Source organism: Colwellia sp. F1, from assembly GCF_056238625.1.
The window spans coordinates 14390-40197 of record NZ_JBWDLI010000007.1 but is presented as its reverse complement, the minus strand read 5'-3'; the positions used below and the strand labels follow the sequence as shown (position 1 = coordinate 40197).

The 25808-nt window shown below is 39.7% G+C and carries 19 protein-coding genes and 1 tRNA gene; 7 read left to right on the top strand and 13 right to left on the bottom strand.

Features of this window, described 5'->3' with window-relative positions; translation table 11 throughout:
• Positions 1 to 181 precede the first annotated feature (181 nt).
• The 11 genes from dnaK to queA form a co-directional block, all read right to left on the bottom strand.
• Complete coding sequence (gene dnaK / locus AC0UA9_RS08105; protein WP_475659185.1) at positions 182 to 2107, bottom strand: molecular chaperone DnaK; 1926 nt, start codon at positions 2105 to 2107, stop codon at positions 182 to 184.
• Between the two features lie 329 nt (positions 2108 to 2436).
• The gene (locus AC0UA9_RS08100) at positions 2437 to 4278 is read right to left on the bottom strand and encodes a DEAD/DEAH box helicase (RefSeq protein WP_475659184.1); all 1842 of its coding nucleotides are present in this window, start codon (positions 4276 to 4278) and stop codon (positions 2437 to 2439) included.
• Between the two features lie 570 nt (positions 4279 to 4848).
• The gene (locus AC0UA9_RS08095) at positions 4849 to 6228 is read right to left on the bottom strand and encodes an ATP-binding cassette domain-containing protein (protein WP_475659183.1); all 1380 of its coding nucleotides are present in this window, start codon (positions 6226 to 6228) and stop codon (positions 4849 to 4851) included.
• A 69-nt stretch (positions 6229 to 6297) separates the two neighbouring features.
• Positions 6298 to 7200: a LysR family transcriptional regulator gene (locus AC0UA9_RS08090; RefSeq protein WP_475659182.1), complete on the bottom strand. Its 903-nt coding sequence runs from the start codon at positions 7198 to 7200 to the stop codon at positions 6298 to 6300.
• 199 nt (positions 7201 to 7399) lie between these two features.
• A complete protein-coding gene (lldD, locus tag AC0UA9_RS08085; RefSeq protein ID WP_475659181.1) occupies positions 7400 to 8539 on the bottom strand; it encodes an FMN-dependent L-lactate dehydrogenase LldD in 1140 nt (379 codons plus the stop codon).
• A 394-nt stretch (positions 8540 to 8933) separates the two neighbouring features.
• Positions 8934 to 10274 (bottom strand): DEAD/DEAH box helicase, encoded by a 1341-nt coding sequence (locus AC0UA9_RS08080; RefSeq protein ID WP_475659180.1) that lies wholly within the window; start codon positions 10272 to 10274, stop codon positions 8934 to 8936.
• Between the two features lie 255 nt (positions 10275 to 10529).
• Positions 10530 to 11477 (bottom strand): protein translocase subunit SecF, encoded by a 948-nt coding sequence (gene secF, locus AC0UA9_RS08075; protein WP_475659350.1) that lies wholly within the window; start codon positions 11475 to 11477, stop codon positions 10530 to 10532.
• A 22-nt stretch (positions 11478 to 11499) separates the two neighbouring features.
• Positions 11500 to 13347: a protein translocase subunit SecD gene (secD, locus tag AC0UA9_RS08070; RefSeq protein WP_475659179.1), complete on the bottom strand. Its 1848-nt coding sequence runs from the start codon at positions 13345 to 13347 to the stop codon at positions 11500 to 11502.
• 165 nt (positions 13348 to 13512) lie between these two features.
• Complete coding sequence (gene yajC, locus AC0UA9_RS08065; protein ID WP_475659178.1) at positions 13513 to 13848, bottom strand: preprotein translocase subunit YajC; 336 nt, start codon at positions 13846 to 13848, stop codon at positions 13513 to 13515.
• Positions 13849 to 13955: 107 nt separating this feature from the next.
• Positions 13956 to 15089 (bottom strand): tRNA guanosine(34) transglycosylase Tgt, encoded by a 1134-nt coding sequence (gene tgt / locus AC0UA9_RS08060; protein ID WP_475659348.1) that lies wholly within the window; start codon positions 15087 to 15089, stop codon positions 13956 to 13958.
• A gap of 311 nt (positions 15090 to 15400) precedes the next feature.
• A complete protein-coding gene (gene queA, locus AC0UA9_RS08055) occupies positions 15401 to 16459 on the bottom strand; it encodes a tRNA preQ1(34) S-adenosylmethionine ribosyltransferase-isomerase QueA (protein ID WP_475659177.1) in 1059 nt (352 codons plus the stop codon).
• Positions 16460 to 16684: 225 nt separating this feature from the next.
• Between queA and aceK the strand changes: the two genes are divergently transcribed.
• The 6 genes from aceK (at position 16685) to argS (ending at position 23917) form a co-directional block, all read left to right on the top strand.
• The gene (aceK, locus tag AC0UA9_RS08050; RefSeq protein ID WP_475659176.1) at positions 16685 to 18433 is read left to right on the top strand and encodes a bifunctional isocitrate dehydrogenase kinase/phosphatase; all 1749 of its coding nucleotides are present in this window, start codon (positions 16685 to 16687) and stop codon (positions 18431 to 18433) included.
• Between the two features lie 364 nt (positions 18434 to 18797).
• Positions 18798 to 18874, top strand: a tRNA-Trp gene (locus AC0UA9_RS08045).
• Positions 18875 to 19143: 269 nt separating this feature from the next.
• The gene (locus tag AC0UA9_RS08040) at positions 19144 to 19557 is read left to right on the top strand and encodes a DNA polymerase III subunit psi (RefSeq protein ID WP_475659175.1); all 414 of its coding nucleotides are present in this window, start codon (positions 19144 to 19146) and stop codon (positions 19555 to 19557) included.
• A 41-nt stretch (positions 19558 to 19598) separates the two neighbouring features.
• Positions 19599 to 20078: a ribosomal protein S18-alanine N-acetyltransferase gene (rimI, locus tag AC0UA9_RS08035; protein ID WP_475659174.1), complete on the top strand. Its 480-nt coding sequence runs from the start codon at positions 19599 to 19601 to the stop codon at positions 20076 to 20078.
• A gap of 325 nt (positions 20079 to 20403) precedes the next feature.
• Positions 20404 to 21990, top strand: a complete 1587-nt coding sequence (prfC, locus tag AC0UA9_RS08030) for a peptide chain release factor 3 (RefSeq protein WP_475659173.1) — start codon at positions 20404 to 20406, stop codon at positions 21988 to 21990.
• Between the two features lie 166 nt (positions 21991 to 22156).
• Positions 22157 to 23917 carry an arginine--tRNA ligase gene (gene argS, locus AC0UA9_RS08025; protein WP_475659172.1) on the top strand — a complete coding sequence of 587 codons (1761 nt, stop codon included), beginning with the start codon at positions 22157 to 22159 and terminating at the stop codon, positions 23915 to 23917.
• Between the two features lie 154 nt (positions 23918 to 24071).
• On the opposite strand, the gene AC0UA9_RS08020 is transcribed toward argS, so the two are convergent.
• Entirely contained in the window at positions 24072 to 24287 is a 216-nt protein-coding gene (locus tag AC0UA9_RS08020; RefSeq protein ID WP_475659171.1) for a hypothetical protein, read from the bottom strand.
• A 43-nt stretch (positions 24288 to 24330) separates the two neighbouring features.
• Positions 24331 to 24666 (bottom strand): ribonuclease E inhibitor RraB, encoded by a 336-nt coding sequence (locus tag AC0UA9_RS08015; protein ID WP_475659170.1) that lies wholly within the window; start codon positions 24664 to 24666, stop codon positions 24331 to 24333.
• Between the two features lie 111 nt (positions 24667 to 24777).
• On the opposite strand from AC0UA9_RS08015, the gene AC0UA9_RS08010 reads away from it, so the two are divergent.
• Entirely contained in the window at positions 24778 to 25680 is a 903-nt protein-coding gene (locus AC0UA9_RS08010) for a pseudouridine synthase family protein (RefSeq protein WP_475659169.1), read from the top strand.
• The last annotated feature ends 128 nt before the right edge of the window (positions 25681 to 25808 follow it).

Sequence of the window (25808 nt, the reverse complement as noted above, 5' to 3'; positions counted from 1 at the left end):
TACGCTTTAACGTAAGAAGCGCTGGGGGTAAGGCCAGCGCTTTAATTTTTGTAAGCGGGAAACCACTTACCTGAAACTAGGTAGTGAGATTTTCTCTAAAGAAAAAATCGGTGTTCGTGCAAAACAGTATAATCAAAGCTTTACACGATTCTAGCCTACAATGCGCAGTTAAAAACCCCGACTACTTGTCGTCTTTAACTTCTTCAAACTCTGCATCAACAACATCGTCACCACCAGCGTCTGAGCTATCAGCTTCAGCACTTGCACCTTCAGGTGCGCCTTCAGTTTGCTGTTTTGCTTGAGCGATTTCCATTAACTTAGCTGAAGCTTCCATTAGCGCTTGAGATTTAGCATCAATCGCTTCTTTATCTTCACCTTTAAGGCTTTCTTCAAGTTCAGTTATCGCCGTTTCAATTTTTTCTTTGTCTTCACTTGGTAAATCATCACCAGCTTCTTCTACTTGCTTACGAGTAGCGTGAACCATGCCGTCAGCTTGGTTACGCGTTTGTACTAATTCTTCAAACTTAGCATCAGTGTCAGCATTTGCTTCCGCATCACGTACCATTTGTTCTACTTCTTCATCAGACAAACCTGAAGAGGCTTTGATTGTAATTTTTTGTTCTTTACCTGTGTTCTTGTCTTTAGCGGTTACGTGTAAAATACCATCAGCATCGATATCGAACGTTACTTCAATTTGTGGTGTGCCACGTGGTGCTGGGTCAATACCTTCAAGGTTAAATTGGCCAAGTGATTTGTTCGCAGATGCTTGCTTACGCTCACCTTGACAAACATGAACCGTTACCGCTGCTTGGTTATCTTCAGCCGTTGAGAAGGTTTGTGATTGTTTCGTTGGGATAGTGGTGTTTTTATCGATAACTTTTGTCATCACACCGCCCATCGTTTCAATACCTAATGATAACGGTGTAACGTCTAATAATAGTACGTCTGTTACATCACCCGAAAGAACACCCGCTTGAATCGCTGCACCAGAAGCTACTGCTTCATCTGGGTTAACGTCTTTACGTGGTTCTCTATCAAAGAAGTCACTTACCGCTTTTTGTACCAGTGGCATACGCGATTGACCGCCCACTAGTATTACATCATTCACGTCACTTACCGAAAGGTCTGCATCTTTAAGTGCTTGTTTAAGCGGCTCTAAGGTTGCTTTTACCATATCTTCAACTAATGACTCTAACTTAGCACGTGTTACTTTGATGTTCATGTGCTTAGGACCTGAGCTATCCGCTGTGATGTAAGGTAAGTTAACATCAGTTTGTTGTGCAGAAGAAAGTTCACATTTAGCTTTTTCAGCCGCTTCTTTCAAACGTTGCATGGCTAATGGATCACTTGTTAAATCCATACCTTGGTCTTTTTTGAATTCAGCTACTAGGTAGTTAATCAAACGGTTATCAAAATCTTCACCACCTAAGTGAGTATCACCATTAGTTGCTAATACTTCAAAGGTATGTTCGCCGTCAACTTCGTCAATTTCAATGATTGAAATATCAAATGTACCACCACCTAAGTCATAAACAGCAACAACTTTGTCACCTTCTTTTTTGTCCATGCCGTAAGCAAGCGCAGCAGCCGTTGGTTCGTTGATAATACGCTTAACATCAAGGCCAGCAATACGTCCAGCATCTTTAGTGGCTTGACGTTGTGAATCATTAAAGTATGCAGGCACGGTAATTACCGCTTCTGTAACAGATTCACCTAAGTAGTCTTCTGCTGTTTTTTTCATTTTTTCTAACACTTCAGCAGATACTTGTGGTGGTGCAACGTTTTTATCACGGGTTGTTACCCAAGCATCACCGTTGTCTGCTTTAACAATACCAAATGGCATTATTTTAATGTCACGTTGTACTTCTTCATCATCAAAGCGACGACCAATTAGACGCTTGATAGCAAATAATGTATTTTTTGGATTGGTCACTGATTGACGTTTAGCAGGTTGGCCCACTAAGGTTTCGCCATCTTCAGTGTAAGCAATAATTGAAGGAGTAGTACGGTCACCTTCTGCATTTTCAATAACACGAACTTTGTCGCCGTCTAATACAGCAACACAAGAGTTAGTTGTACCTAAGTCAATACCAATGATTTTACCCATGAGGGGAAGCTCCTATCTAATTACCTTTACTCTCTTAAAGAGTAAAATATTAATTTATCTGTTGTTGAAATAGTAAATGGGGGTAGTAAAATGCTTTTCAATAGAAAAATTGTAAAAAATTGCATTTTATTGCAATTATGCCCAGCCCCTTAAGTTATTTGCCTCTCTGCTCTGCTTTCGTAGGCTAGTACCACTTGGTACAAGAACAAGAAAAGCAAGCGTTTAGTTGCTATCATCTAATAACCTAAAATATCGCTAGGCATTAAACACCGACTAAAATAAAAAAGACGCTAAAAAGCGTCTTTAATAAGTTGTTTGCAACACAAGTATTAATTACTGCGTTGTGGACGTTCAGCACGACGACGTGGTGCTTGTTGTCTTTCAACTTGCTCTTCTGACGCGGTAATAGACAAAGGTTGACGACGTACACGCACACCTTTTAGTTGTTTGAATAAATCAGCTGGGATACCTTTAGGCAATTGTACAAAGCTATGTTTATCATGCAGATTTATTGCGCCAATGTAGCTACTGTCTAATGATATTTCATTAGCAATCGCGCCAACAATATCACCAGGGCGAGCGCCGTGCTCTTTACCTACTTCTAAACGGTATGTTTGCCAATCAACATCATTGCGGTTTACTTTCGCTTTACGCGGTTTATCATCACGGTTACCACGCTGACCATTACGCTCCCCTCGGCTAGTTGCACGAGAGTCACGGCGAGCATCTCGACCACGACCATTACGGTCACGGCTGTCGTTTTCACGTGCGTCACGGCGTGGCTTAGGGTCTTCTTTAGGTTGTAATGGTTGTTTTAATTGTTTTTGAAATAATAAAGCTGCCGCTAAATCAACCATCGACATGTCTGAATCGTTTGCCATCGTTTCAACTATTTCACGCATGTTGGCTAAATCTTTCGATTCAACAATGTTTGCTATTTCATCACGGGCACGTTCAATACGTTTTTTACCTAATTCTTTTATATTAGGTAATTCGTATGAATTGACAGTACCTGAGGTTAGACGTTCATAGTGACGAAGTGAGTACATTTCACGTGGACGGACAAAAGCTATTGACATGCCTTCACGTCCTGCACGGCCGGTACGGCCAATACGATGAACATAGGCCTCATGGTCACCTGGTAAATCGTAGTTGATAACTAAAGAAATACGTGGAATATCTAAGCCACGAGCAACAACGTCGGTTGCAACTAAAATTGACGATTTGCCAGATTTCATTTGCTCAATACAACGCTCACGTTGCGCTTGGTTAAGGTCGCCATTGAGTGCTAATGCTGGGTAACCAGCACGTTCTAGTTTTTCAGAGATATCAACCGTGTCATTACGAGTTCGCACAAAAATAATCATCGCGTCGTAATCAACAATTTCAGCGATACGCTCTAATGCGGTCATTTTTGTAATGCCACTGACTTTCCACGCGTATTGTGTAATGTTAGCTTTGGCTTTTTTAACTGCTGCAATTTTAATATGCTCAGGATCTTTTAAGAAGCGATTCGCAATTTTTCGAATGGCTGGTGGCATAGTTGCTGAAAACAAACACATTTGTGTTGCTTCAGGTAGGTGATCTAAGATCCATTGAATATCTTCTAAAAAGCCCATGTTTAACATTTCATCGGCTTCGTCAAGTACACACACTTTTAAATCACCTAACTTAAGGCTTTTACGACGTAAATGGTCCATTAAACGTCCTGGTGTACCAACAACAACTTGCGCACCGCGCTCTAATTGTTGAAACTGAGGGCCATAAGATTGACCACCGTATAAAGTAGCTACACGTAACCCCGGCATGTTTTTACCAAACGACTCTAGCGCTGCTGCTACTTGCATTGCTAATTCACGGGTAGGGGCTAACACCATCAGTTGTGGCTTTCTAATACTCGTGTCTATTTTAGCTAAAGCAGGTAGACCAAAAGCTGCGGTTTTACCCGTACCGGTTTGAGCTTCACCTAAAACATCTTTACCCGCTAATAAAGGCGGGATCGTTTGTGCTTGAATGCCAGTTGCAGAAGTAAAGCCAATTGAAGTCAATGCACTGACTAAGTTTGCTGGTAAACCTAAAGAGTCAAAGCTCACTGTGGCTTTTTCAACGAGACTATTGTTGGCTGTGTTTTGTTCGGTATTATTTGTTGCTGTATTTTTTTGATCTGTCATTTTTTAATATCATCGTTTAAGGCAGGCATTGAAAAGTCTTGGGAAAAAAACAGTTATTAATCGCTTTAACCAAGAGAAGTAGCAAAAATAAAGAGCAAAATATAGCGAACCTTCAGACATAAAAATTTTATGGAAAGTGTACTGAATAAAATAAATTTTAAATTGCTAAGTCTTAACCTACGTACATCATACGAGGAAACCACCAGGAAGACTTAAAGCGCATAGCGTATTGTCACGCTATATTTCTGCTGAAAACGAAATGTTCAGCTGGGCAAGTCTATTGGGCGGAGAACCCCACTCATATCGATGAGCTTATTGTTATTTAGTAAGGTGTTACTTGACAAAAAATTGGCAAAGTAAGTTATAAAAAACAATGTTCAATAAGCTGAGCACTCTTACTTATTGGTAAGTGCTATCTATCATTTTGTTAACTTCACCAACCATATACGTTTTATTAAACGTAATAAGTAGAAGTAAACTTAACATCCCTTCATCGAGGCGCGCATTATACATTAACCATAACAGTTTACAAGTTTTTTCTAGTTTAATGCCTAATAAAAGCACAGACGCCTATAAGCTTATATGCTGAGTAAAAATAGGTAAGTGTTCGTCTTTACGGTGGCTAACTAAAATAAGCGTACTGTGTTTTTGTTGTGCTAGTACTGCTAAAAAGCTAAGTACCCTATGGCGATTTAGTTCATCTAACCCTTGTGTTGGCTCATCTAAAATTAATAAATAAGGTGACTTAACTAACGCTCGTGCTATTAGCGCTAACCGTTGTTCACCATAGCTTAAATCTTGAAACATACTGTGTTGTTCGTTTAATAAACCAACCATTTTTAGCCATTGACGGGCAAGTTCAATTTGATGATTTTCAGGTTTTTTATACAAGCCAACAGAGTCAAAAAAACCTGATAACACCACTGTTAGTAGTTCACCCTTAACCCGATATTGGCGGTGAAATTCTGAACTTACAATACCCATATGTGCCTTAAGCTGCCAAATACTTTCACCTGAGCCACGCTTAAAGCCTAACACCTCAATATCATTACTATAACACTGTGTACAGTCCCCAGTTATCAATTGCATTAAGGTTGATTTGCCGCTGCCGTTTTTCCCTGTAATTAATGTGTGCTGCAACGGTTTAATGGTTACGTTTAAGTTTTCAAATACATTAACACCACCATAATGCACTGTGCCATTAATTAATTTAACAAGATAAGTAGGTTTATAGTCAGCCAGTGAATGGGGTGTTTTTGGCCACTCAAGGTTGTTTGGCAAGGGTGCAAGTAAAGCATCGAGTTGGCGCTTTGTCTCTTTACTGGTTAAGTCACCAATAATGTCAAGCTGACCTCGTTCAATAAAGGCAATCTTTTCACACCACTGGGGAATATCTTGCCGGTTACTTAATATTAATAAAATATTGATCCCCTGCCCAGGTAATGAGGCCAGCGCCCTAGAAAGCGCTACACAAGAGCCTTCATCCAAACTGTCAAAGGGGTTATCACAAACCAACAATTCAATACCGGAAAATAATGCCTGTAAGATTAGCAATTTACGACCTTCTCCTGTACTAAGCTGGCGATACCCCGTGTTTAACCTGTGCGCTAAACCAAACGCTGTAATTAATGAATGGTTAAGTTTGTTTGCTGGTAAAAATGTTCTTGCTAATGTACCTACATCTTGGCTGTCATTGTAGTCAGTCGCATCTATTTTTAATTCATGTTCATAAATAGCTTGCTGCGCTTCAAAAGAGACTATGGCAACTTTATTAGGCTTGGGTAAGGTTACATTGTCAGCGCTATAAGAGGTTAATTCACCAGTTAATAATTGGTCTAGGTATTGCTTTCCTGAGCCATTTTTCCCGAGCACACACCAGGTATCGCCCTGAGCAACCTGCCATTGTTTAATCTGCAGTTTTTCATGGATAAGATTTTTTATGGTTATCATTGTGTGTTAATACCTATCGTAATTAATAATAATTAAGCGTGATTAGACTCGCTATAATGCAAGCAGTGATCAAAAATAATGATGTAAATTCTCATAACCTTGTTTAATGTGTTCGATCAGTAACTTAATTTTATGTGGTAAATGCTTGGTAAATGGGTAGACCGCATAAACACCTAATGATCGGGGTTGAAAGTCAGGTAATAATGCAATTAAATTCCCCTTGTTGAGATCTTCATAAACACTGCATCGAGGGATATAAACGATACCATAACCACCTAATGCTGCCTTACGTAAAGCTTGAGCATTATTAGTAGCAAAACTGCCTGATATTTTAACTTGTTGTTGGTTTGTTCCTTGATTAAAACGCCATTCATACCCGCCTTGATTTTGATAAGTATACGCTAAACAATTGTGTTGCGTTAATTCACTTGGCGTTACTGGCTTTCCTTGCTCTTTAATATACTTTGGCGAACAGCATACTACCCAGTGCGAGGTGATTAAGGGTTTAGCTATCAGGGTTGAATCATCTAAAACTCCGGTTCTTATCGCAAGATCAACGCCTTCTTTTACTAAATCTACAAACGAATTTTCTAAACGCACTTCAATAGAAATATCTGGGTAACGCTGACCAAATTCTGCGATAGTGTCAGCTAAAAAAAGTTCTCCCGATATTGTGGGAATTGTCATACGAATATGGCCACTGAGGTTGGTACTGTAACCACTGACTTCACCCAAGGCTTCATTTACTTGTTTATTAAGATCTTTCGCATGTAAATAAAGTTTTTCGCCTGCTTCCGTTAATGTTATGCGCCTGGTAGTGCGATAAAGTAATTGCACACCTATATCTGTTTCTAATTTGGTGATGCGTTTACTTAAGGCAGATGTCGACATGTCAGCGATTGCTGCTGCTTTATTAAAAGAGTTTGCTTCGACCACCATGGCAAATAGCGATAATTCATTTGCTAACAACATAATTACAACACATTAGGAAATAATAAATTTATTAGTGAACTATATACCACAGCCTGATTATTTACACGATCAATAGGCGAGACTTTTAGCATTTTTACAAGCAGCTTTAGTGATTTCATCATGTTTAGTCACTAGGCTCCCTTAAGGGAAGCCGAGTATTAATACTACAATATGTGGATTGTTAAATAACAAACGCTGATTATTCAATAGAAATTAAGGCGTCTTTTGTTAAGTCTTTCAGTGTATTAGCGCCACACAAGGTCATAGCAACACGCATTTCTTGTTCATACAGCGCTATCAAGTTTTCAACGCCTGCTTGTCCTTGGGCTGCTAAAGCATAAATAAATGAACGACCTAACATAGTACAATCTGCTCCAAGGGCTAACATTCTAACCACGTCTAAGCCTGAACGAATACCTGAGTCCACAACGATTTTTAAATCACCTTTTACCGCATCAGCAATGCTTGGTAATGCTTTAGCTGATGACAAAACACCATCTAGCTGACGACCACCGTGATTTGAAACAATAATGCCGTCTGCGCCAAACTTAACTGCATCTTTCGCGTCGTTTGGATCTAAAATACCTTTGATCAGCATTGGGCCGTCCCAAAATTCTCTGATCCATTCTAAATCTTTCCAAGAAATTGATGGGTCAAAATTATTACTTAACCAACCAATGTAGTCTTCTAATTTGGTCACTTCTCCTCGGTAAGCAGAAATATTCCCTAAATCATGAGGCTTACCACACACGCCAACATCAAACGCCCATTGAGGATGACGCATTGCTTGAAAAATACGACGCACAGCTGCATTTTTACCACTCATGCCTGAGTGCATGTCTCGATAACGAGCACCAGGGACTGGCATATCGACAGTAAATATTAATGTTTTAACACCGGCGGCTTTAGCACGCTCTAATGCATTTTTCATAAAACCGCGATCTTTAAGCACATAAAGTTGAAACCACATAGGGCGTTCAATGGCTGGAGCTACCTCTTCAATAGGACATATAGAAACCGTCGATAGAGTAAAAGGGACCCCCTTGTTAGCTGCTGCTTTTGCTGCTTGAACTTCACCGCGACGCGCATACATACCTGTTAAACCAACTGGGGCAAGAATTATAGGCAAATCTAGTTTTTCCTCAAACAACTCAGTACTTAAGTCAAGCGTTGACATATCGTTCAGTACTCTTTGTTTTAGCGCAACATTCGCCAGGTCTTCTGTATTTTTACGCAATGTGTGTTCGTTGTAAGCACCGCCATCAATATAATGAAATAAAAAGGGGGGGAGCTTAGCTTTTGCCGCTTTACGATAGTCTGATGGAGATGAAATGATCACAATATAGTCCTTCTACATTATTGGTATTAATCTTAATTTAACGAGCCCTAACTATCACGGCATTAAAAAATCCAATTATAATGATGATATATACCCACTCCACTAGAAGGTGGGGGCTTTAGTAACTACTGCTCAAAGTATACTTTTTTCTGTTTAGTGAATAAATATCAACAATGAAAAACACTGTTTCCTAAAACAATGCAATATAACCACTAAGATAGGCGAGATTTTATCAGGAAGACGGCCAGTGCTTCACAAGCACCCAGATGAATTTTAGCACCTGGGTTGTTGCTAGCCTCGCTTTATTTTGGATAGGAATTGGGTCAGCGGAGCACTAGTCGAATTGAGCCAGCGCTGTCAACCAAGCTTATAGCTTGGTAAATATATACTCAACTTAACGACTATGCTTTGAGCTTTTGCTTGGCGATACAGGTTTGGCTTTGCGCCGCCTTTGTTGAGCATTATTGTTCGCTGAGCGTTGACCATCTTTGTGCTCTACTTTTACTGTTTTACTTTTTGGTTTTTTCGGTTTTTTAGCTTTCAACGGTCTAATTGCTCGAGATGCCCCTAATTCATTCACTGGGGCAAATTGTGTGATGGTTTTACGCTCGATATGCTGTTGAATGACATGTTCAATATCCCACAGTAAATTCAATTCATCTGCACAAACGAGTGACACCGCTTGTCCCGTATTACCTGCACGCGCAGTTCGGCCAATACGGTGAACATAATCTTCTGGCACGTTGGGTAAATCAAAGTTGACTACATTAGGAAGTAGGTCAATATCAATTCCGCGGGCAGCGATGTCGGTAGCAACCAATATTTGTACTGTGCCGTCTTTAAATGAGGCGAGGGCTTTTGTACGTGCGCCTTGGCTTTTGTTACCATGAATTGCTGCTGCGCTTAACCCTTCAGCTTCTAAGTATTTTGTCAGCTTATTAGCGCCATGTTTGGTTTTAGTAAATACCAGCACCTGTCGCCACGCATTGTCTTTAATTAAATGTGTTAAAAGCGCTGATTTACGTTTTTTGTCTACGGGTGTTAGCCATTGTGCTACTTTTTCAGCGGTTGAGTTTTCTGGGTTAACTGAAATTTCTAATGGGTTATTCACCAAGCCTTTCGCTAGCGCTCTGATGTCAGGTGAAAAAGTTGCTGAAAAAAGTAAATTTTGACGTTGCTTTGGTAATATTGAGATTATTTTTTTTATATCACGAATAAACCCCATATCTAACATGCGATCAGCTTCATCTAATATAAGCACTTCTAGTTGAGAAAACTTGACAGCGTTTTGATTATATAAATCCATTAAACGCCCAGGTGTGGCTACAAGTACATCAACCCCCTTGCGCAGTCGCATCATTTGTGGATTAATTTTTACTCCCCCAAACACCACAGTTGAATGCAAGTTTAAATATTTACCATAAGTAGTAATACTGTCACTTACTTGTGCTGCTAACTCTCTGGTTGGTGTTAACACTAACGCCCTAACATTATTTGATTGAACGCGACTTTGGACGGTACCTCCCTTAGAGAGTTTTTCTAATAAGGGTAAGGTAAAGCCTGCTGTTTTTCCTGTCCCTGTTTGGGCGGCAGCCATAACATCTCGATCGGCAATAACCGCAGGAATAGCTTGTGCTTGTATGGGTGATGGTGTGTCATAGCCTTGATCACGCACGGCTTTTAGTAGCGGCTCTGACAAACCCAGCTCAGTAAATTTGGTAGTAGTGGTGCTCATAACGAGTCTCTTGGGTGAAGTTATGGAATATGAGCAGCGATATCAGCGATATATACCAATTGGTATATGACTACCTGCTAATTATACCAATAAATATTAAAGGCGTGCAGCATACAGCATGCATGCGTGGAGTGCAAAGAGTGAGCGCATTATTATGGCTTATGTAGAGTAGAAAAAAACCGAACAACAAAGTGTTCGGCTAATTATTTATTATACGGCTGTTAATGACGGTGCCAAAACCACACCAACACTATGCTAAGGCATCATGCCTTCTTGGTCTTCACCTTCTTTCTCAATAACTTCAAGTATTAAGTCTTCTCTTGAAACACCTAGTGCTAAAGCAACTAATGAAGCAACAAAAATTGAAGAGTAAGTACCAACAAATACACCAAAGAGTAAAGCGGTAGCAAAACCATGTATCAATGCTCCACCTTTCCAAAACAATGCAGCTAATACTAATAATGTCGTTATTGACGTAATGAGAGTACGGCTTAGCGTTTGTGATATTGAAATATTGATAACTTCTTGCGGCTCTGTATCTCGTATTTTTCTAAAGTTTTCGCGAATACGATCCGACACAACAATAGTATCATTGAGGGAGTAACCAATTACCGCTAATATTGCGGCCAGTATAGTTAAGTCGAACTCTAATTGTAAAAACGAGAATAAACCTAGTGTTAATAGCACATCATGAAATAATGCCACAACTGAACCAACAGCAAAGCGCCACTCAAAACGAAAAGCAACATAAACGAGAATACAAATAAGAGCGGTTAGCATGGCTAATCCGCCCTGCTCTGTCAATTCATCGCCAACGCTGGCACCAACAAACTCTATGCGACGCATATCAACTTTTTGGTTGGTACCTTCTTCAAGAATGGTCAGTATTTCATTACCTAGCGTTTCTGCTTTTATGTCATCGCGTAAACCAAGGCGAATAACAACGTCACGGCTGCTACCATAAAACTGCACTTTTGCATCTTCATGCCCATGGCTTTCCATGAGTTGGCGCAATTTGTTTAAGTCAGCCGGTTGTTCAAAGCCAGCCTCTATCAATGTTCCGCCGGTAAAGTCTAAACCGAAGTTTAATTTATTAACCGAAAGCGAAACAATTGCCGCTAACATTAGTAACGCACTAAAAATCATTGAAAATTTGCGGTAACGCATAAATTCGACGGTTTTATTTAATTGAAAAATTTGCATCATAAGTAATATTTCCGTCTAACTATATTGATATTTTTTTAAGGCTTTTTCCGCCCCAAAAAATATTAACTATGGTTCTAGAGGCAACCACAGAAGTAAACATTGAGGTAAGAACACCAATGGATAATGTTACCGCAAACCCTTTCACTGGCCCTGTGCCGACTGCGAATAAGATAAGCGCTGCAATTAAGGTGGTGATATTAGCATCAATAATGGTTGAGAATGCTGCTTCATAACCTTGATGAATTGCTTGTTGAATGCTTTTGCCCTCACGAATTTCTTCACGTATGCGCTCAAATATAAGCACGTTAGCATCAACAGCCATACCCACGGTTAATACAATACCAGCCATACCAGGCAAGGTTAATGTTGCCCCTGGAATTAAAGACATTATACCAACAATTAAAACCAAGTTCGCCAGTAATGCTGCGTTTGCCACCACACCAAAAGCACGGTAGTAAAAAATCATAAAGAGGAAAACTAAAGCAAAGCCTAATAAAATGGCTTGAAAACCAAGCTGTACATTTTCAGCACCTAAGGTTGGCCCAACAGTGCGCTCTTCAACAATAGCGATTGGTGCTATTAATGCCCCTGCTCGTAATAGCAAAGCTAGGTTATGTGCTTCCGCTTGTGAGCCTGAACCCGTGATGCGAAAACTTTTGCCTAAACGTGACTGAATAGTCGCAACTGAAATAATCTCTTGTACTTTTTCAAAAACGATATTGCCGTCTGGGTCACGCGCTTCTGTTGGTTTATATTCAATAAATACTGTTGCCATAGGCTTACCAATGTTACTTTTAGTACCATTAGACATTTTGTTGCCGCCTGCGCTATCTAGAGAGATATTAACTTGTGGGCGTGAATATTCATCGAAGCCTGATTTAGCATCAGTGATATGATCACCTGTTAGCATAACCCGCTTTTTTAACAACGTAGGTTGACCATTTTTGTCATGAAGTAATATTGAACTTGGTGGTATGCGACCATTGATTGCCGCTGACAAGTCACCCTCTGTGTCCACTAAACGAAATTCGATAGTGGCAGTTGCATTAAGGATTTCTTTCGCTTTTGCTGTGTCTTGCACACCCGGTAACTCGATAACAATATGTTTTTTACCTTGACGTTGCACTAATGGCTCTGCCACACCCAGTTCATTAACACGGTTACGAATAATGGTGATATTTTGCTGTAAAGCGTATTCACGAATCTCTTTTAGCTTGTCATCTGTCATTTGTGCGCTAAGGGTTAATTCGTCGCTGTTAGTAGTAAATATGAGATCACGGTAACGTTTTTTCAGTAATGATTCGCCACTTTCAAGATCTTCTTCTTTACGAAAAACCACTGAAATAACGTCAGCGTCTTCTTTTACGCTCCGGTAACGGATTTTTTCGTTAAGTAAATCACCACGAAAATCACCTACTATGCCCTCTTTGGCTTTGTTAATGGCTTCTTTCATGTTGACTTCCATTAAGAAGCTAACACCACCACTTAAGTCTAACCCCAACTTCATTGGAGTACCACCAATAGACGATAACCAGCTAGGTGTTGCTGGCGTTAAATTTAGTGCAACAGAGTATTGTTTACCTAAGTTATCATCAAGCACATCACGTGCCTTTAATTGGTCTTCAGTATTTTTAAAGCGGGTTAGCACTTGGCCATTTTCTAAAACAATTTTAGCGTATTCTATCTTGTTATCAGCTAAGTACCTTTTAACTTCATCAAGGGTGGTAACATTTGCTTCAACGCCGCGTAAACCTGATACTTGTACTGCTGGGTCTTCACCATACAAGTTTGGTGTGGCATAAAGCGCAGCTAAAGCAACGATGAACGCTACCATAAGTGTTTTCCATAAAGGGTATTTATTTAACACAAGCTGTCCTTTTATTTTTTATTTGTTTTTTATTTTACAGGCGAGCAGGCTTGTTACTAAACAAACTGCTCACTTAAGTTGTTTAACTTAGCGTGAATACAGGTTGGTATAACCCAACCTAAGTACCTACTTTAATGTAGCCACTTCTGCCTAAAAGTTAACTCGTTATAAGTTCTTCATTGTGCCTTTAGGTAGCACTGCGCTAATTGCACTTTTTTGTACAGTTACTTCATTACCTTCGTTAATACTAACAACAAGGAAGTCTTTTTCATCTGATACTTTAACAATTTTACCTACAATACCGCCTTGCGTTAACACTTCATCGCCTTTAGATAACGCAGACATTAAGCTTTTATGTTCTTTTACACGTTTAGCTTGCGGGCGGTAGATCATAAAATAAAATACTAAACCGAATACGGCTAGCATGATCATCATTTCAAAACCACCACCGGCGGGTGCTGGTGCGGCTGCTGCGTGTGCTTGACTGATAAATAAACTCATAATTTTTCCTTACTTCTTTTATAATTAATGATAAGCACGAGTAACGTTGTTCAAGTTACGCTGCTTTCAAGTGTTAAAACTCTTTTTAAGCTCGCTTGCTTTGTGGGCTAAACTTGCTGGCTACCTGTGGCTAATGGCGGCACAGATAAACCTCTTGATGTGTAAAACTCTTCAACAAAGGCGTCTAATTTACCTTGCTCTATTGCATCGCGCAAACCTTGCATTACTTTTTGATAAAAATGTAAGTTATGTAAGGTGTTTAATTGCGAGCCTAATATTTCTTTACATTTATCTAAATGATGTAAATAGGCACGTGAATAATTTTTACAGGTGTAGCAATCACAGGTTGGATCTAAAGGGCCTGTATCTGTTTTGTGACTAGCATTGCGAATTTTGATTACGCCTGTGTTAACAAATAAGTGACCATTACGCGCATTACGTGTTGGCATTACACAGTCAAACATATCAATACCGCGACGAACCCCTTCTACTAAGTCTTCAGGTTTTCCAACACCCATCAAGTATCGGGGTTTATTTTGAGGAATCAAGGGGGCGGTGTGATCTAATATTCTGATCATATCTTCTTTTGGCTCACCCACTGATAAACCGCCAATGGCGTAGCCGTCAAATTCAATCGCTTTTAGGCCATTGATTGACACTTCACGCAAGTCTTCATACATGCCACCTTGCACAATACCAAAAAGGGCATTGGGGCTATCGCCATGGGCATTTTTCGAACGTTGTGCCCAACGAAGAGACAACTCCATTGAGTCTTTAGACTCTTGATGTGTGGCAGGGTAAGGCGTGCATTCGTCAAATATCATCACCACATCTGAATTTAAGCTACGCTGAACTTCCATTGAACGCTCTGGTGTTAGCATTATTTTCTCACCATTAACGGGAGAGCTAAAACGTACGCCTTCTTCAGTGATTTTACGCATTTTACCTAAGCTAAATACTTGAAAGCCGCCAGAGTCAGTTAAAATGGGTTTGTCCCAATTCATAAAACCATGCAAGCCACCATGTTGTTCAATAATGTCCGTGCCTGGACGTAACATTAAGTGAAACGTGTTACCTAGGATAATATGTGCACCGGTAGCTTCAACTTCGTCTGTTTTCATGCCTTTTACTGTACCGTAAGTCCCTACTGGCATAAAAGCTGGTGTTTCAACCGCGCCGCGCTTAAAGGTTAAACGGCCACGACGTGCTTTGCCGTCAGTGTTGAGTAATTCGAATTTCATTTTTTGTGTTATTTCTTTAGTCATAATAATATTTTACCTACCAGCAAGACAGGCTGATGGTTATTTTTGCAATATTGTGAAGCGTAAAGCGCTAAACGTAAAGAGTTAAGTGAAAAACCGAGAGAATAAACAATTCATCCCTGCAAAACAGCGACGATGCAGGGCAAGTAATAGATGGTAAATGTGTGTATGCCCGCCCGTAAATCAGTTCATCTTGCGCGGCTTGAAGCCGCGTAATATTTTACATTAAGCTGAGAAATGTCTAGGTAATCTTGCCATTGTGCTTTGGTCGTTTTTTATTCACTACCTTATTAGTTGTTTAGGTCTAATACTTGTTTAGTGAGAAACATAGCATCACCATAGCTAAAGAAGCGATATTTTTCTCTGATAGCATGTTGGTATGCATGCATAATATGCTCGTAACCAGCAAATGCGCTGACAAGCATAAGCAGGGTTGACTCTGATAAATGAAAGTTTGTCAATAACGCATCCACAAGTTGAAATTTAAAACCTGGCGTTATAAAAATATCGGTATCACCGTAGAAGGCGGTTAGTGCTGTGCCTTTGTTTTGTGCTGATTTAGCCGCACTTTCTAGCGAGCGCACTGACGTTGTTCCTACCGCGATAATACGCCCACCTGCTGCCTTAGTTTTATTTATTTGCCTAATCACACTTTCTGGCACTTCGACATATTCTGCGTGCATAACATGATCAGCAATTTCATCAACTTTTACCGGCTGAAAAGTACCTGCCCCTACATGCAAAGTAACAAAAGCAAGTTCAACGCCTTTGGCTTTAATTTGTGCTAATAAAGCATTGTCAAAATGTAACCCTGCCGTGGGAGCTGCTACTGCGCCAGCTTTTTCGTTATAAACGGTTTGGTAACGTTCACGATCACTGTTTTCGTCTGGCCTGTCTATATAAGGCGGCAACGGCATGTGTCCAATGTCATCTAAAATAGATAACACAGATTGCTCGCCATGAAATTTTAGCTCAAATAAAGCACCATGACGTGCGACCATAGTGGCTTTAGCCTTACCTTCTAGTAATAGTTCTGCACCAACTTTAGGTGATTTACTGGCACGAATATGCGCTAACACTGAGTTTTTATCGATTAGCCTTTCGACTAATACTTCTATTTTACCGCCGCTTGCTTTTTGCCCAAACATACGCGCTGGAATAACCCGGGTGTTATTGAACACTAGTAAATCACCAGGATGTAATTGTGCCAATATGTCTTTAAAGCCCAGATCGGCTATTGCGCCAGTATTGCCATTAAGTGTCATTAAGCGGCTACCAGTTCGCTCTGCCATAGGAAAGCGAGCTATTTGCTCTGGGGGTAAGTCAAATGAGAAATCAGATACGCGCATAATTATATTGTAGAAGGCCTTGGTCACGGTAATAACTAAAATAAGACGGATAATTTTAAAGTTCGACGCCTTTGATAGCAAGTTAAATAATAATTTCTCGTCGCTATAACCCTTCATTATATTGAGTATTCAACCGTATTTTATCTAGTTTGACTAAAAGAGCCTGCTTACTACAAGTTTTTCAAGTATGCTTTTATTACCTTTACTTAATATTTGTGTCTGATTATGAATAACCTTGCTACTTCCATTGCCAATACTATTATTAACGGGTTTGATCGCCATATACACCTTTTCATTCAAATTACTAAATCAGCACAACAACGTTTTCAACAGTGCCAATGGGCAGAGGTACAACAGGCCGCAAAGGCTAGAACCACTTTTTATGAAGAACGCGTTAAAGAATCTTTTGATACAATAAAAAAAGACTTCCTCACTGAGTCCCTTGATAAGGAGTTATGGTTACAGGTAAAAAAAGAGTACATCAAACTACTGGCAGAGCATAAACAGCCCGAGCTTGCGGAAACATATTACAATTCCGTTTTTTGTCGACTCTTTGAACGCAAGTATTATCACAATGATTACATATTTGTCGAAAGCACTGCCCAGCGTCTAGACGATAGACCAACGCCTAATATTTATACTAGCTACAAACCGGCTAAAAAAGGCTTAAAGAAAACTATTTGCGATATCATGAATGCACATAAAAGTACGGTGCCGTTTGCCGACCTTGAAGCCGATGTTGATATATTAATTCGAGCTTTTCGCCGTAAAGCTCACAAAACACGCTTTAAAGTGGAAGACTTACAGTTTGATATTCTAGATTTTACTTTTTATCGAAATAAAGGCGCTTACTTAATTGGCAGGGTGTTATCACCTGCGGGTGAAACACCTTTTATTGTGGCGGTACTCAACAATGAAAAAGGTGGTTTATATATTGATGCCTTATTAACGAGAAGTGAAGATATGGCTGTGGTATTTGGCTTTGCCCGTGCTTACTTCTTTGTTGATTGTATACACCCTTATGCGTTAGTTAAATTCTTAAAAAGTTTAATTCCCCATAAAACAAGCGCTGACTTATATTCAGCAATTGGCTTTCATAAGCAAGGTAAAACTCAATTTTATCGTGACTTCTTAAATCATCTAGATAAAAGCGATGACAAGCTCATGCTGGCTCCAGGTATAAAAGGCATGGTAATGTCAGTCTTTACGTTGCCATCTTACCCTTATGTTTTTAAAATAATTAAAGACAAGTTTGCCCCTAGTAAGAACATGACACGCGCTGATGTTAAAGGGAAGTATCGTTTGGTTAAATTACATGACCGTGTGGGCAGAATGGCCGATACCATGGAGTACTCTGAAGTTGCCTTCCCTAAAGACCGCTTTAACGATGAGCTATTAGAAGAGCTACAAAAAGTAGCCCCTTCTCTGCTGCGTTTTGAGGAGGATTTATTGATAATTGAGCATTTGTATATAGAGCGTCGCATGGTACCTTTAAATTTATACTTAGCTGATGCAAGTGATGAAGAAATAGAAACAGCCTTAGACGGTTATGGTAAAGCCATAAAACAGCTTATTTCAGCCAATATTTTTCCTGGTGATATGCTTTTGAAAAACTTTGGCGTGACCCGCCACAACCGGGTAATATTTTATGATTATGATGAAATAACCTATATGAATGAAGTTAATTTTCGTGTGAAACCAGTCCCGGTCACTGAAGAGCAAATTTATGCTGCTGAGCCTTGGTATTCAGTTGCCCCTGGAGATATGTTCCCAGAAGAGCTAGCGACCTTTGCATTAGCCAACCCAAAATACTTAAAAGCATTTAAAATTAATCATGAAGACCTACTCAGCGCTAGCTACTGGCAAAAGTGCCAGAAAAATGTTGCCGATGGGGTTTATGAAGATGTTTACCCCTACCCTGAAAAATTTAGATTTTGTGAAATACGTAAGGCGCTCAATGGGATTAAAGGGTAATTCGGCGCAGAGTAAGGCACGCAAACTACTGAATCAGGTGCAATGAGAGTTGGGATAAAAGAGCATTCCCCTAAATATTGGTTTTAAGCACTCACAGCAAGTGCTTAAAGCAGTAACTTAAAGACTTGCGGTTTTGTTGATTAAGTTAGGCTTATTACGAGGCAGGTTCAGTGTTGATAAACGTAAAAAACGATAATACATGCACAAAGGCTATATCACCTTAAGCGCTAGTAGTTAAAAAACTAGCCTCATTACTTGTTGCGCTCATTTAGCTTATAAAATAGCCGAACAATCAATCAATTGAATTTTTTAACAATTTTTTCTTTACCTTTGGCGCTGCATCAGTATAATTCGTCCTTGTTGCAGGGGTGTAGTTCCAATTGGTAGAACAGCGGTCTCCAAAACCGACGGTTGGGAGTTCGAATCTCTCCACCCCTGCCATTTTATCATCTTCGTAGTCTCTTCAACTACAGCTCTTATCTGCTGACTTATCTTACTACTGCAACCTTTGCCTTAGGTAAGGTTTTATCCTAACAATGGTAATAGAGATTATGGGTAATTTATCCTCCCTAATTATTACATAATAGTCACATGACAGTTTTTATTAATTCTGGCATTATATCTCTAGTGATATACTTATTAAGCTATTAAAGCTATTTATTAAGACGAACTCAGGTTATTTAGGTCAGATTTTTTTATGCGTACTTTTTATGGCTATTAATCAAAGGCAATTTGAACAACTCACAGAAATGGGCATAAGCCTGTGGCAGCATAGGTCTGTTACTGGCAAACATACCGCATCAAGTACCGGCCACAATAAGCAACAAGAGACTTATCTAGCGCAAACAGAGCAAACGTTATCAGACTTAAGTAAACAGCAAGTTTTTATCGATATATTACAAGCTGTTGGGCTTTCTATTGGTGAAGTGAGCCTTGGGGAGAAAAATCAAAAAAACCACCTCAACTTAGGCTTGTTTAACTGGTACTTTAGCCACTCTGCCACGGCTAACAAAACCATTAATTTTAACAACAATAATTTATACAGCCCCAGTATAGAGGCAATTAGCAAGTCTCCAGCGTTAAAAAAGCAACTATGGAAAACAATAAAACAAAAACTGCTGTAATATAACACTTAACACTTAACACTTAACACTTAACAAACATTATGACTCATTCTTTAAAACATACACCTATAAGCCATAGTGATTTACCCCAATTAATGCCAATAGAAAATGTTTGCCACTCTCACCCTTGGAGTGAGAAAACCTTCGCCAGTTGTATTGGTAGACGTTATTTTGGTGAAAAACTTACAGTGTCCTCTGAAACAAAAAGTGATCAATCACGGCAAATTATCGGCTTTTATGTCGCTGACTTTGTCGTTGATGAAACAAGCTTATTAGATATATGCGTCGCCCCGAATAAACAAGGCCAAGGCTTTGGCAAGTTATTATTAGCCCAATTTATTCACCAAGCCAAAGCCAAAGGGGCGGTAAAAGCATGGCTAGAAGTACGTGCAAAAAATATTAACGCACAAATGCTATATATGAATGCGGGATTCATTGAAACAAGCAGGCGAACAGGCTATTACCCCAGCGACACAGGCTTTGGTTATGAAGATGCTATTGTTATGTCGTTGATACTGTAGTTTGTGGCAACGGTTACCAACAAACTTAGCTTATATTGGCAGCGACCTTCTTCTAGTATTGGCAGCGACCTTCTTCTAGCCCCCGAATAATTACCTAGCACCTGTTGTCAGGCTCACACTTTGGCAAACAAAGGGGACAAAAATGGACAAATAAATAAAAAGTCACTTAATGCGGCTTTTTTATTTGTGCTACAATACGCCAATTTTTTTTAAACATGACTATCCATAGAATACTAATTGTTATCATAATTTTTGTGACAGCTCTTTTTAGCGCTAGTATTTAGGATTTTTACTTTGTATATTTTTGTGCATCAAGGCAATATTAATGACAACCGACACCCAGCAGGCAGCAGTAAACATACGTAGAACTTTTGCCATCATCTCTCACCCCGACGCGGGTAAAACTACCATCACTGAAAAAGTGCTTTTATTTGGTCAAGCATTACAAAAAGCGGGTACGGTAAAAGGTAAAAAGTCTGGCCAACATGCCAAGTCAGACTGGATGGAAATGGAAAAAGATCGCGGCATATCAATTACCACTTCAGTTATGCAATTTCCTTACAAAGACTGCCTAGTTAATTTACTTGATACCCCTGGCCACGAAGACTTCTCAGAAGATACTTATCGTACGCTAACTGCTGTTGACTCTTGTTTAATGGTTATTGATGTTGCTAAAGGTGTTGAAGCCCGTACTATTAAATTAATGGAAGTCACTCGACTACGTGATACCCCCATTATTACCTTTATGAACAAAATGGATCGCGATGTACGCGACCCCATGGAAGTGATGGATGAAGTAGAAGAGGTACTAAAAATTAAATGTGCCCCCATTACTTGGCCAATAGGTATGGGTAAATCCTTTCAAGGAGTTTATAATTTACTGACAGACGAGATTTTTTTATATCAATCAGGTTTAGGGCATACCATTCAAGAAACTCGCATTATAAAAGGGCTAGACAACCCTGAACTTGACACGACTATTGGTGCATATGCGGCTGAGTTGCGTGAAGAGTTAGAGTTAGTACAAGGTGCGTCACACACCTTTGATCTAACAGAGTTTTTAGCGGGTAAGCTAACACCTGTCTTTTTCGGTACCGCGTTAGGTAACTTTGGCGTTGACCACATGTTAGATGGTTTAACAAAGTGGGCGCCTAAACCATTACCGCGTAAAACTGATTTACGTGAGGTATTTCCAGAAGAAGATAAAATGTCAGGGTTTGTTTTTAAAATTCAAGCAAATATGGACCCTAAACACCGCGACCGTATCGCCTTCATGCGTATTTGCTCAGGTAAATATGAAAAAGGCATGAAAATGAGACAAGTTCGTTTAGGTAAAGATGTGAAAATTGCTGATGCGGTAACTTTTATGGCAGGTGACCGTGCCAACGTTGAAGAAGCTTATGCTGGTGATATTATTGGCTTACATAACCATGGCAGCATCCAAATTGGTGACACCTTTACTGCAGGTGAAATGATGAAGTTTAGTGGGATTCCTAATTTTGCTCCGGAGATGTTTCGTCGTATTCGTTTGCGTGACCCACTAAAAGCAAAACAATTACAAAAGGGCTTAATTCAACTATCCGAAGAAGGTGCTGTACAAGTGTTTAGGCCCTTTATTAATAATGATATGATCGTTGGCGCGGTTGGTATATTACAGTTTGAAGTTGTAGTACAGCGCTTAAAAACAGAATATAAGGTTGACGCCATTTACGAACCCATAAGTGTGGCAACAGCACGCTGGTGTACTTGTGATGATGAACGCACCTTAGAACAGTTTAAGAAAAAAGCAGGTGACAACTTAGCTTATGATGGTGGTGATAACTTAACCTATATTGCACCAACCATGGTCAATTTATCGTTAGCACAAGAACGTCATCCAGAAATAGAGTTTCATTCTACCCGTGAACACTAATCTTCGCTTTCTAAATAGAATTTTTACGGTATTATTTTTGCCTTTTCATTTTGTCGCTGAACAAATCAAGCACATTATGAAAAAGCTCGACCGATTTATTAAAGTCCAATCTAGTTTGCAACCCACATACTGATTAGAAAAAACAAACTTAAAAAGATTAAACATTATGAATATTAAACAAATTTTGGCAGAAAAAGTCAGTGCAGCAATGATTAACGCTGGCTTACCCGAAGATACAAACCCCGCATTAAGTTTATCTAATCGCCCACAGTTTGGTGATTACCAAGCCAATGGTGTCATGGGCGCAGCTAAAAAGCTAAAAACAAACCCACGAGAATTAGCCGCCAAAGTAGTTGAACTATTAGATTTATCAGGCATTGCTAGCAAAGTTGAGCTCGCAGGACCAGGCTTCATTAATATTCATTTAGATAAAGCCTGGTTAGCAACCCAACTAAACCAAATGGCTGATGATGAGTTTTTAGGCGTGGCACAACGTGGCACTAACGCCGATGATGAGGCACAAACTGTGGTTGTAGACTATTCTGCCCCTAACCTTGCCAAAGAAATGCACGTTGGCCATTTACGTTCCACCATTATTGGTGACGCTGTTGTTCGTGCTTTGGAGTTTCGTGGTGACAAGGTGATTCGCCAAAACCACATGGGTGATTGGGGAACACAGTTTGGCATGCTGATCGCTCACTTAAGCGATAAACTTGCGGGTAATGAAGTGGCTGAAACAGCGCTTGCTGATTTAGAGAACTTTTATCGTGAAGCTAAAGTACGCTTTGACAACGAAACAGACTTTGCTGACCGAGCGCGTTCAGCAGTAGTTAAATTACAAAGCGGCGATGAGGACTGTGCAAAACTTTGGCAACAGTTTATTGATATTTCAATCACCCACAGTGAAGAAATCTATCAAAAACTCAATGTGTCATTAAAGCGTGCAGACATTATGGGTGAAAGCGCTTATAACGATGACTTACCAAAAGTAATTGATGAGCTAATGGCAAAAAACATTGCAGTTGAAGACCAAGGTGCTAAAGTTATTTTTATTGATGAAATGGCCAATAAGGATGGTGAGCCTTCTGTCTTTATTGTACAAAAGTCAGGTGGCGGCTTTTTATACGCAACCACTGATTTATCAGCCTGTCGCTACCGTAGTGACAAGCTAGCAGCTGATCGCATTATTATTTTTACAGACGCTCGCCAAGCACTCCACTTTAAACAAGTTGAAATTGTTGCCCGTAAAGCTGGTTTCTTACCTGAAAGTGTTGGTTATCAACACTGCCCATTTGGTATGATGATGGGGAATGATGGTAAACCTTTTAAAACCCGTACTGGCGGCACAATTAAACTAGCCGAATTACTTGATGAAGCGGTTGTTCGCGCCAGCACCTTAATTAAAGAAAAAAACCCAGAGATTAGTGATGATGACTTAGCGGTAATATCTAACAAGGTGGGGATTGGCGCCGTTAAATTTGCTGATTTGTCAAAAAACCGCACCAGTGATTATATATTCAACTGGCAAACGATGCTGAGCTTTGAAGGCGCCACAGCTCCTTATTTACAATATGCTTATTCACGTATTCAAAGTATTTTTAACAAGGCGGAAAGCCAAACTAGCACGCTTGATAATAACGCTGTTATCCATATTATCGAACCTCAAGAAAAAGCGCTGGCATTAAAGCTATTACAACTTGAAGATACTATAGATGCAGTGATCAGCGAGTGTACTCCTAATTTATTATGTAATTATCTTTATGAATTAGCCAGCCTTTATATGAGCTTCTATGAGGCTTGCCCTATTCTTAAAGACGGCATCAACAATGACATTAAAGCTTCTCGTTTAGCCTTGTGCCAAGTCATTGCCAAAACCTTAAAACAAGGTTTAGATATTCTAGGGATAGAAGTAATGGAGCGGATGTAACACTGCCAATAAGCGTTAAAAGTAATATGTGCCAACCCATTGCTGAGTTTTGTTCACAGGCTCAGCACGAATGTAAGCGATAGAGCGGCGCTAGCACCTTTACTCAGCTTTAATATCTAGTCTCTAGGCGCAAACATTAAAACTTCACCTAGAACTAAACAAAGTCAAGTAGTAGGTCGGTGCAGCCTTTTTTGCAGCGGACGCCCGGTGGGGTAACTTTTTGTGCCGGAGTAAATAAGAAAAGTGGTTGCTGGCACACCGGACAAAGCGTTGTGTGCCCCGCCATCACTTTTTTCATCATTTGTTTTTGTTTAGCAAAAGAGTCTTTACTCGCTTTTTGTAAAGCGGCAAATTTTTTAATGTCAATCATCTACTACCTCTGACCGTTTTTCTTGTGATAAACTGTAATAGCATTACAGACAGTAAAAACCGTCAAATTTCCCCTGCAATGGCTTACAACTACTTACTAATAATTCTTTATACGCACTCATATTTTCATAGGTTAGCGGCATTTCTGGATAGGCTGTTATTTCCCATGGATATTCTTCATTATTCTCAAAGGGAGTAAAAGACAACTTTTGATTGTTCTCAAGCAGCAACTGACCAAATTGCAGGGCTAAGGTTTGTGAAGGAAACAAAACTGAAAATTCAATTTCTCGTGGTTGCTGAAGATCCCCCCCAGCTTGTTGTAGTTCCCACAAAAAGTCACCTATCTTGTCGTTTGGAAAAAGGCTTAAATCACGGTTCATATTACACTACTTTATAAATTTTTATCAGGGATTATATGTTACCTGATAACCCTTGATACGTAAAAGTGTTAAACTAAATGATATTACCTGATATTTACATTGTTAGTTTTTATGCCGCTTATTTTTGAACACCACCTAACATACACACCTCACAATGAAGGTGAAAATAATACTGCATTATTTTTGCTTTGCGCCAGCTTAAAGGCTACTGAGCATAACTTAAGTGTTGCCCAAGTTAAACAAGCCATCGCCCAAGGGGCATTGTGGCTGACTCGCGCTAGACATACTCAACGGCTAAGGCGGTTGAAAAAAAACTTATTACCCGGTGATAAACTACACTTTTATTTTAATGAAGCGGTACTCGCCAGCCAAGTTGCCGAGGCAAGGTTAATTAGTGATGAAGGTGATTACAGCCTTTGGTATAAACCTTTTGGTATGTTATCGCAAGGTTCTAAATGGAGTGATCATTGTACTATTGCCCGTTTTGTTCAGCTCAAATTAACACCTGAGCGACCCGTGTTCATTGTGCACCGATTAGACCGAGCTGCTACAGGCATCATGCTGATAGCGCACAGTAAAAAAACAGCCAGAGCTTTCTCATCAATGTTTGAAAAGCGTACTTTACACAATAACTTACTAGCAAAGTATTACCAAATTATTGTACATGGTGATCATAGCGTTAATGAGCAGCCACAAGTAATCACCAGTGAGGTGAATGGTAAAAGTGCTTACAGTACTTTCACCTGTTTAGCTTATGACCCAGTAAAAGATCAATCGCTTATTCAAGTAAAAATTGATAGCGGCAGAAAGCATCAAATACGTATTCATGCAGCGAGTATAGGCTTACCGGTTGTTGGTGACAGACTTCATGGGATTGCGAATAATGATACAAGAGAAAACTTACAATTATGTGCGGTGAGCTTAGCCTTTATTTGTCCCTTGTCGGTTAATCAAGGCAAGAGTGTAAAGAAATATTTTGAAATAGCAGACGACCTTAAGCCGCAGGTAAATTAAGTAAAGACTGTTTTAGCTTGAGTCACTTATTAAAAGCGGGTTTATGTCAGTTTAGCTGAGAATCAAAGCGATATAAGTAATGTGTGATGCGCAAAAATAGGGCTGCATAAGACCCAATAAAAATCAAG

Excerpts from the sequence above, each read along its gene's own strand:
- AC0UA9_RS08080 (WP_475659180.1), bottom strand. The coding sequence starts at position 10,274 with ATGAGCACCACTACTACCAAATTTACTGAGCTGGGTTTGTCAGAGCCG.
- secF (WP_475659350.1), bottom strand. The coding sequence starts at position 11,477 with ATGCAAATTTTTCAATTAAATAAAACCGTCGAATTTATGCGTTACCGC.
- AC0UA9_RS08020 (WP_475659171.1), bottom strand. The coding sequence starts at position 24,287 with ATGATTGACATTAAAAAATTTGCCGCTTTACAAAAAGCGAGTAAAGAC.
- queA (WP_475659177.1), bottom strand. The coding sequence starts at position 16,459 with ATGCGCGTATCTGATTTCTCATTTGACTTACCCCCAGAGCAAATAGCT.
- AC0UA9_RS08095 (WP_475659183.1), bottom strand. The coding sequence starts at position 6,228 with ATGATAACCATAAAAAATCTTATCCATGAAAAACTGCAGATTAAACAA.
- rimI (WP_475659174.1), top strand. The coding sequence starts at position 19,599 with ATGACTCATTCTTTAAAACATACACCTATAAGCCATAGTGATTTACCC.
- AC0UA9_RS08090 (WP_475659182.1), bottom strand. The coding sequence starts at position 7,200 with ATGTTGTTAGCAAATGAATTATCGCTATTTGCCATGGTGGTCGAAGCA.
- yajC (WP_475659178.1), bottom strand. The coding sequence starts at position 13,848 with ATGAGTTTATTTATCAGTCAAGCACACGCAGCAGCCGCACCAGCACCC.
- aceK (WP_475659176.1), top strand. The coding sequence starts at position 16,685 with ATGAATAACCTTGCTACTTCCATTGCCAATACTATTATTAACGGGTTT.
- AC0UA9_RS08010 (WP_475659169.1), top strand. The coding sequence starts at position 24,778 with ATGCCGCTTATTTTTGAACACCACCTAACATACACACCTCACAATGAA.
- dnaK (WP_475659185.1), bottom strand. The coding sequence starts at position 2,107 with ATGGGTAAAATCATTGGTATTGACTTAGGTACAACTAACTCTTGTGTT.
- prfC (WP_475659173.1), top strand. The coding sequence starts at position 20,404 with ATGACAACCGACACCCAGCAGGCAGCAGTAAACATACGTAGAACTTTT.
- argS (WP_475659172.1), top strand. The coding sequence starts at position 22,157 with ATGAATATTAAACAAATTTTGGCAGAAAAAGTCAGTGCAGCAATGATT.
- AC0UA9_RS08040 (WP_475659175.1), top strand. The coding sequence starts at position 19,144 with ATGGCTATTAATCAAAGGCAATTTGAACAACTCACAGAAATGGGCATA.
- tgt (WP_475659348.1), bottom strand. The coding sequence starts at position 15,089 with ATGAAATTCGAATTACTCAACACTGACGGCAAAGCACGTCGTGGCCGT.
- AC0UA9_RS08015 (WP_475659170.1), bottom strand. The coding sequence starts at position 24,666 with ATGAACCGTGATTTAAGCCTTTTTCCAAACGACAAGATAGGTGACTTT.
- AC0UA9_RS08100 (WP_475659184.1), bottom strand. The coding sequence starts at position 4,278 with ATGACAGATCAAAAAAATACAGCAACAAATAATACCGAACAAAACACA.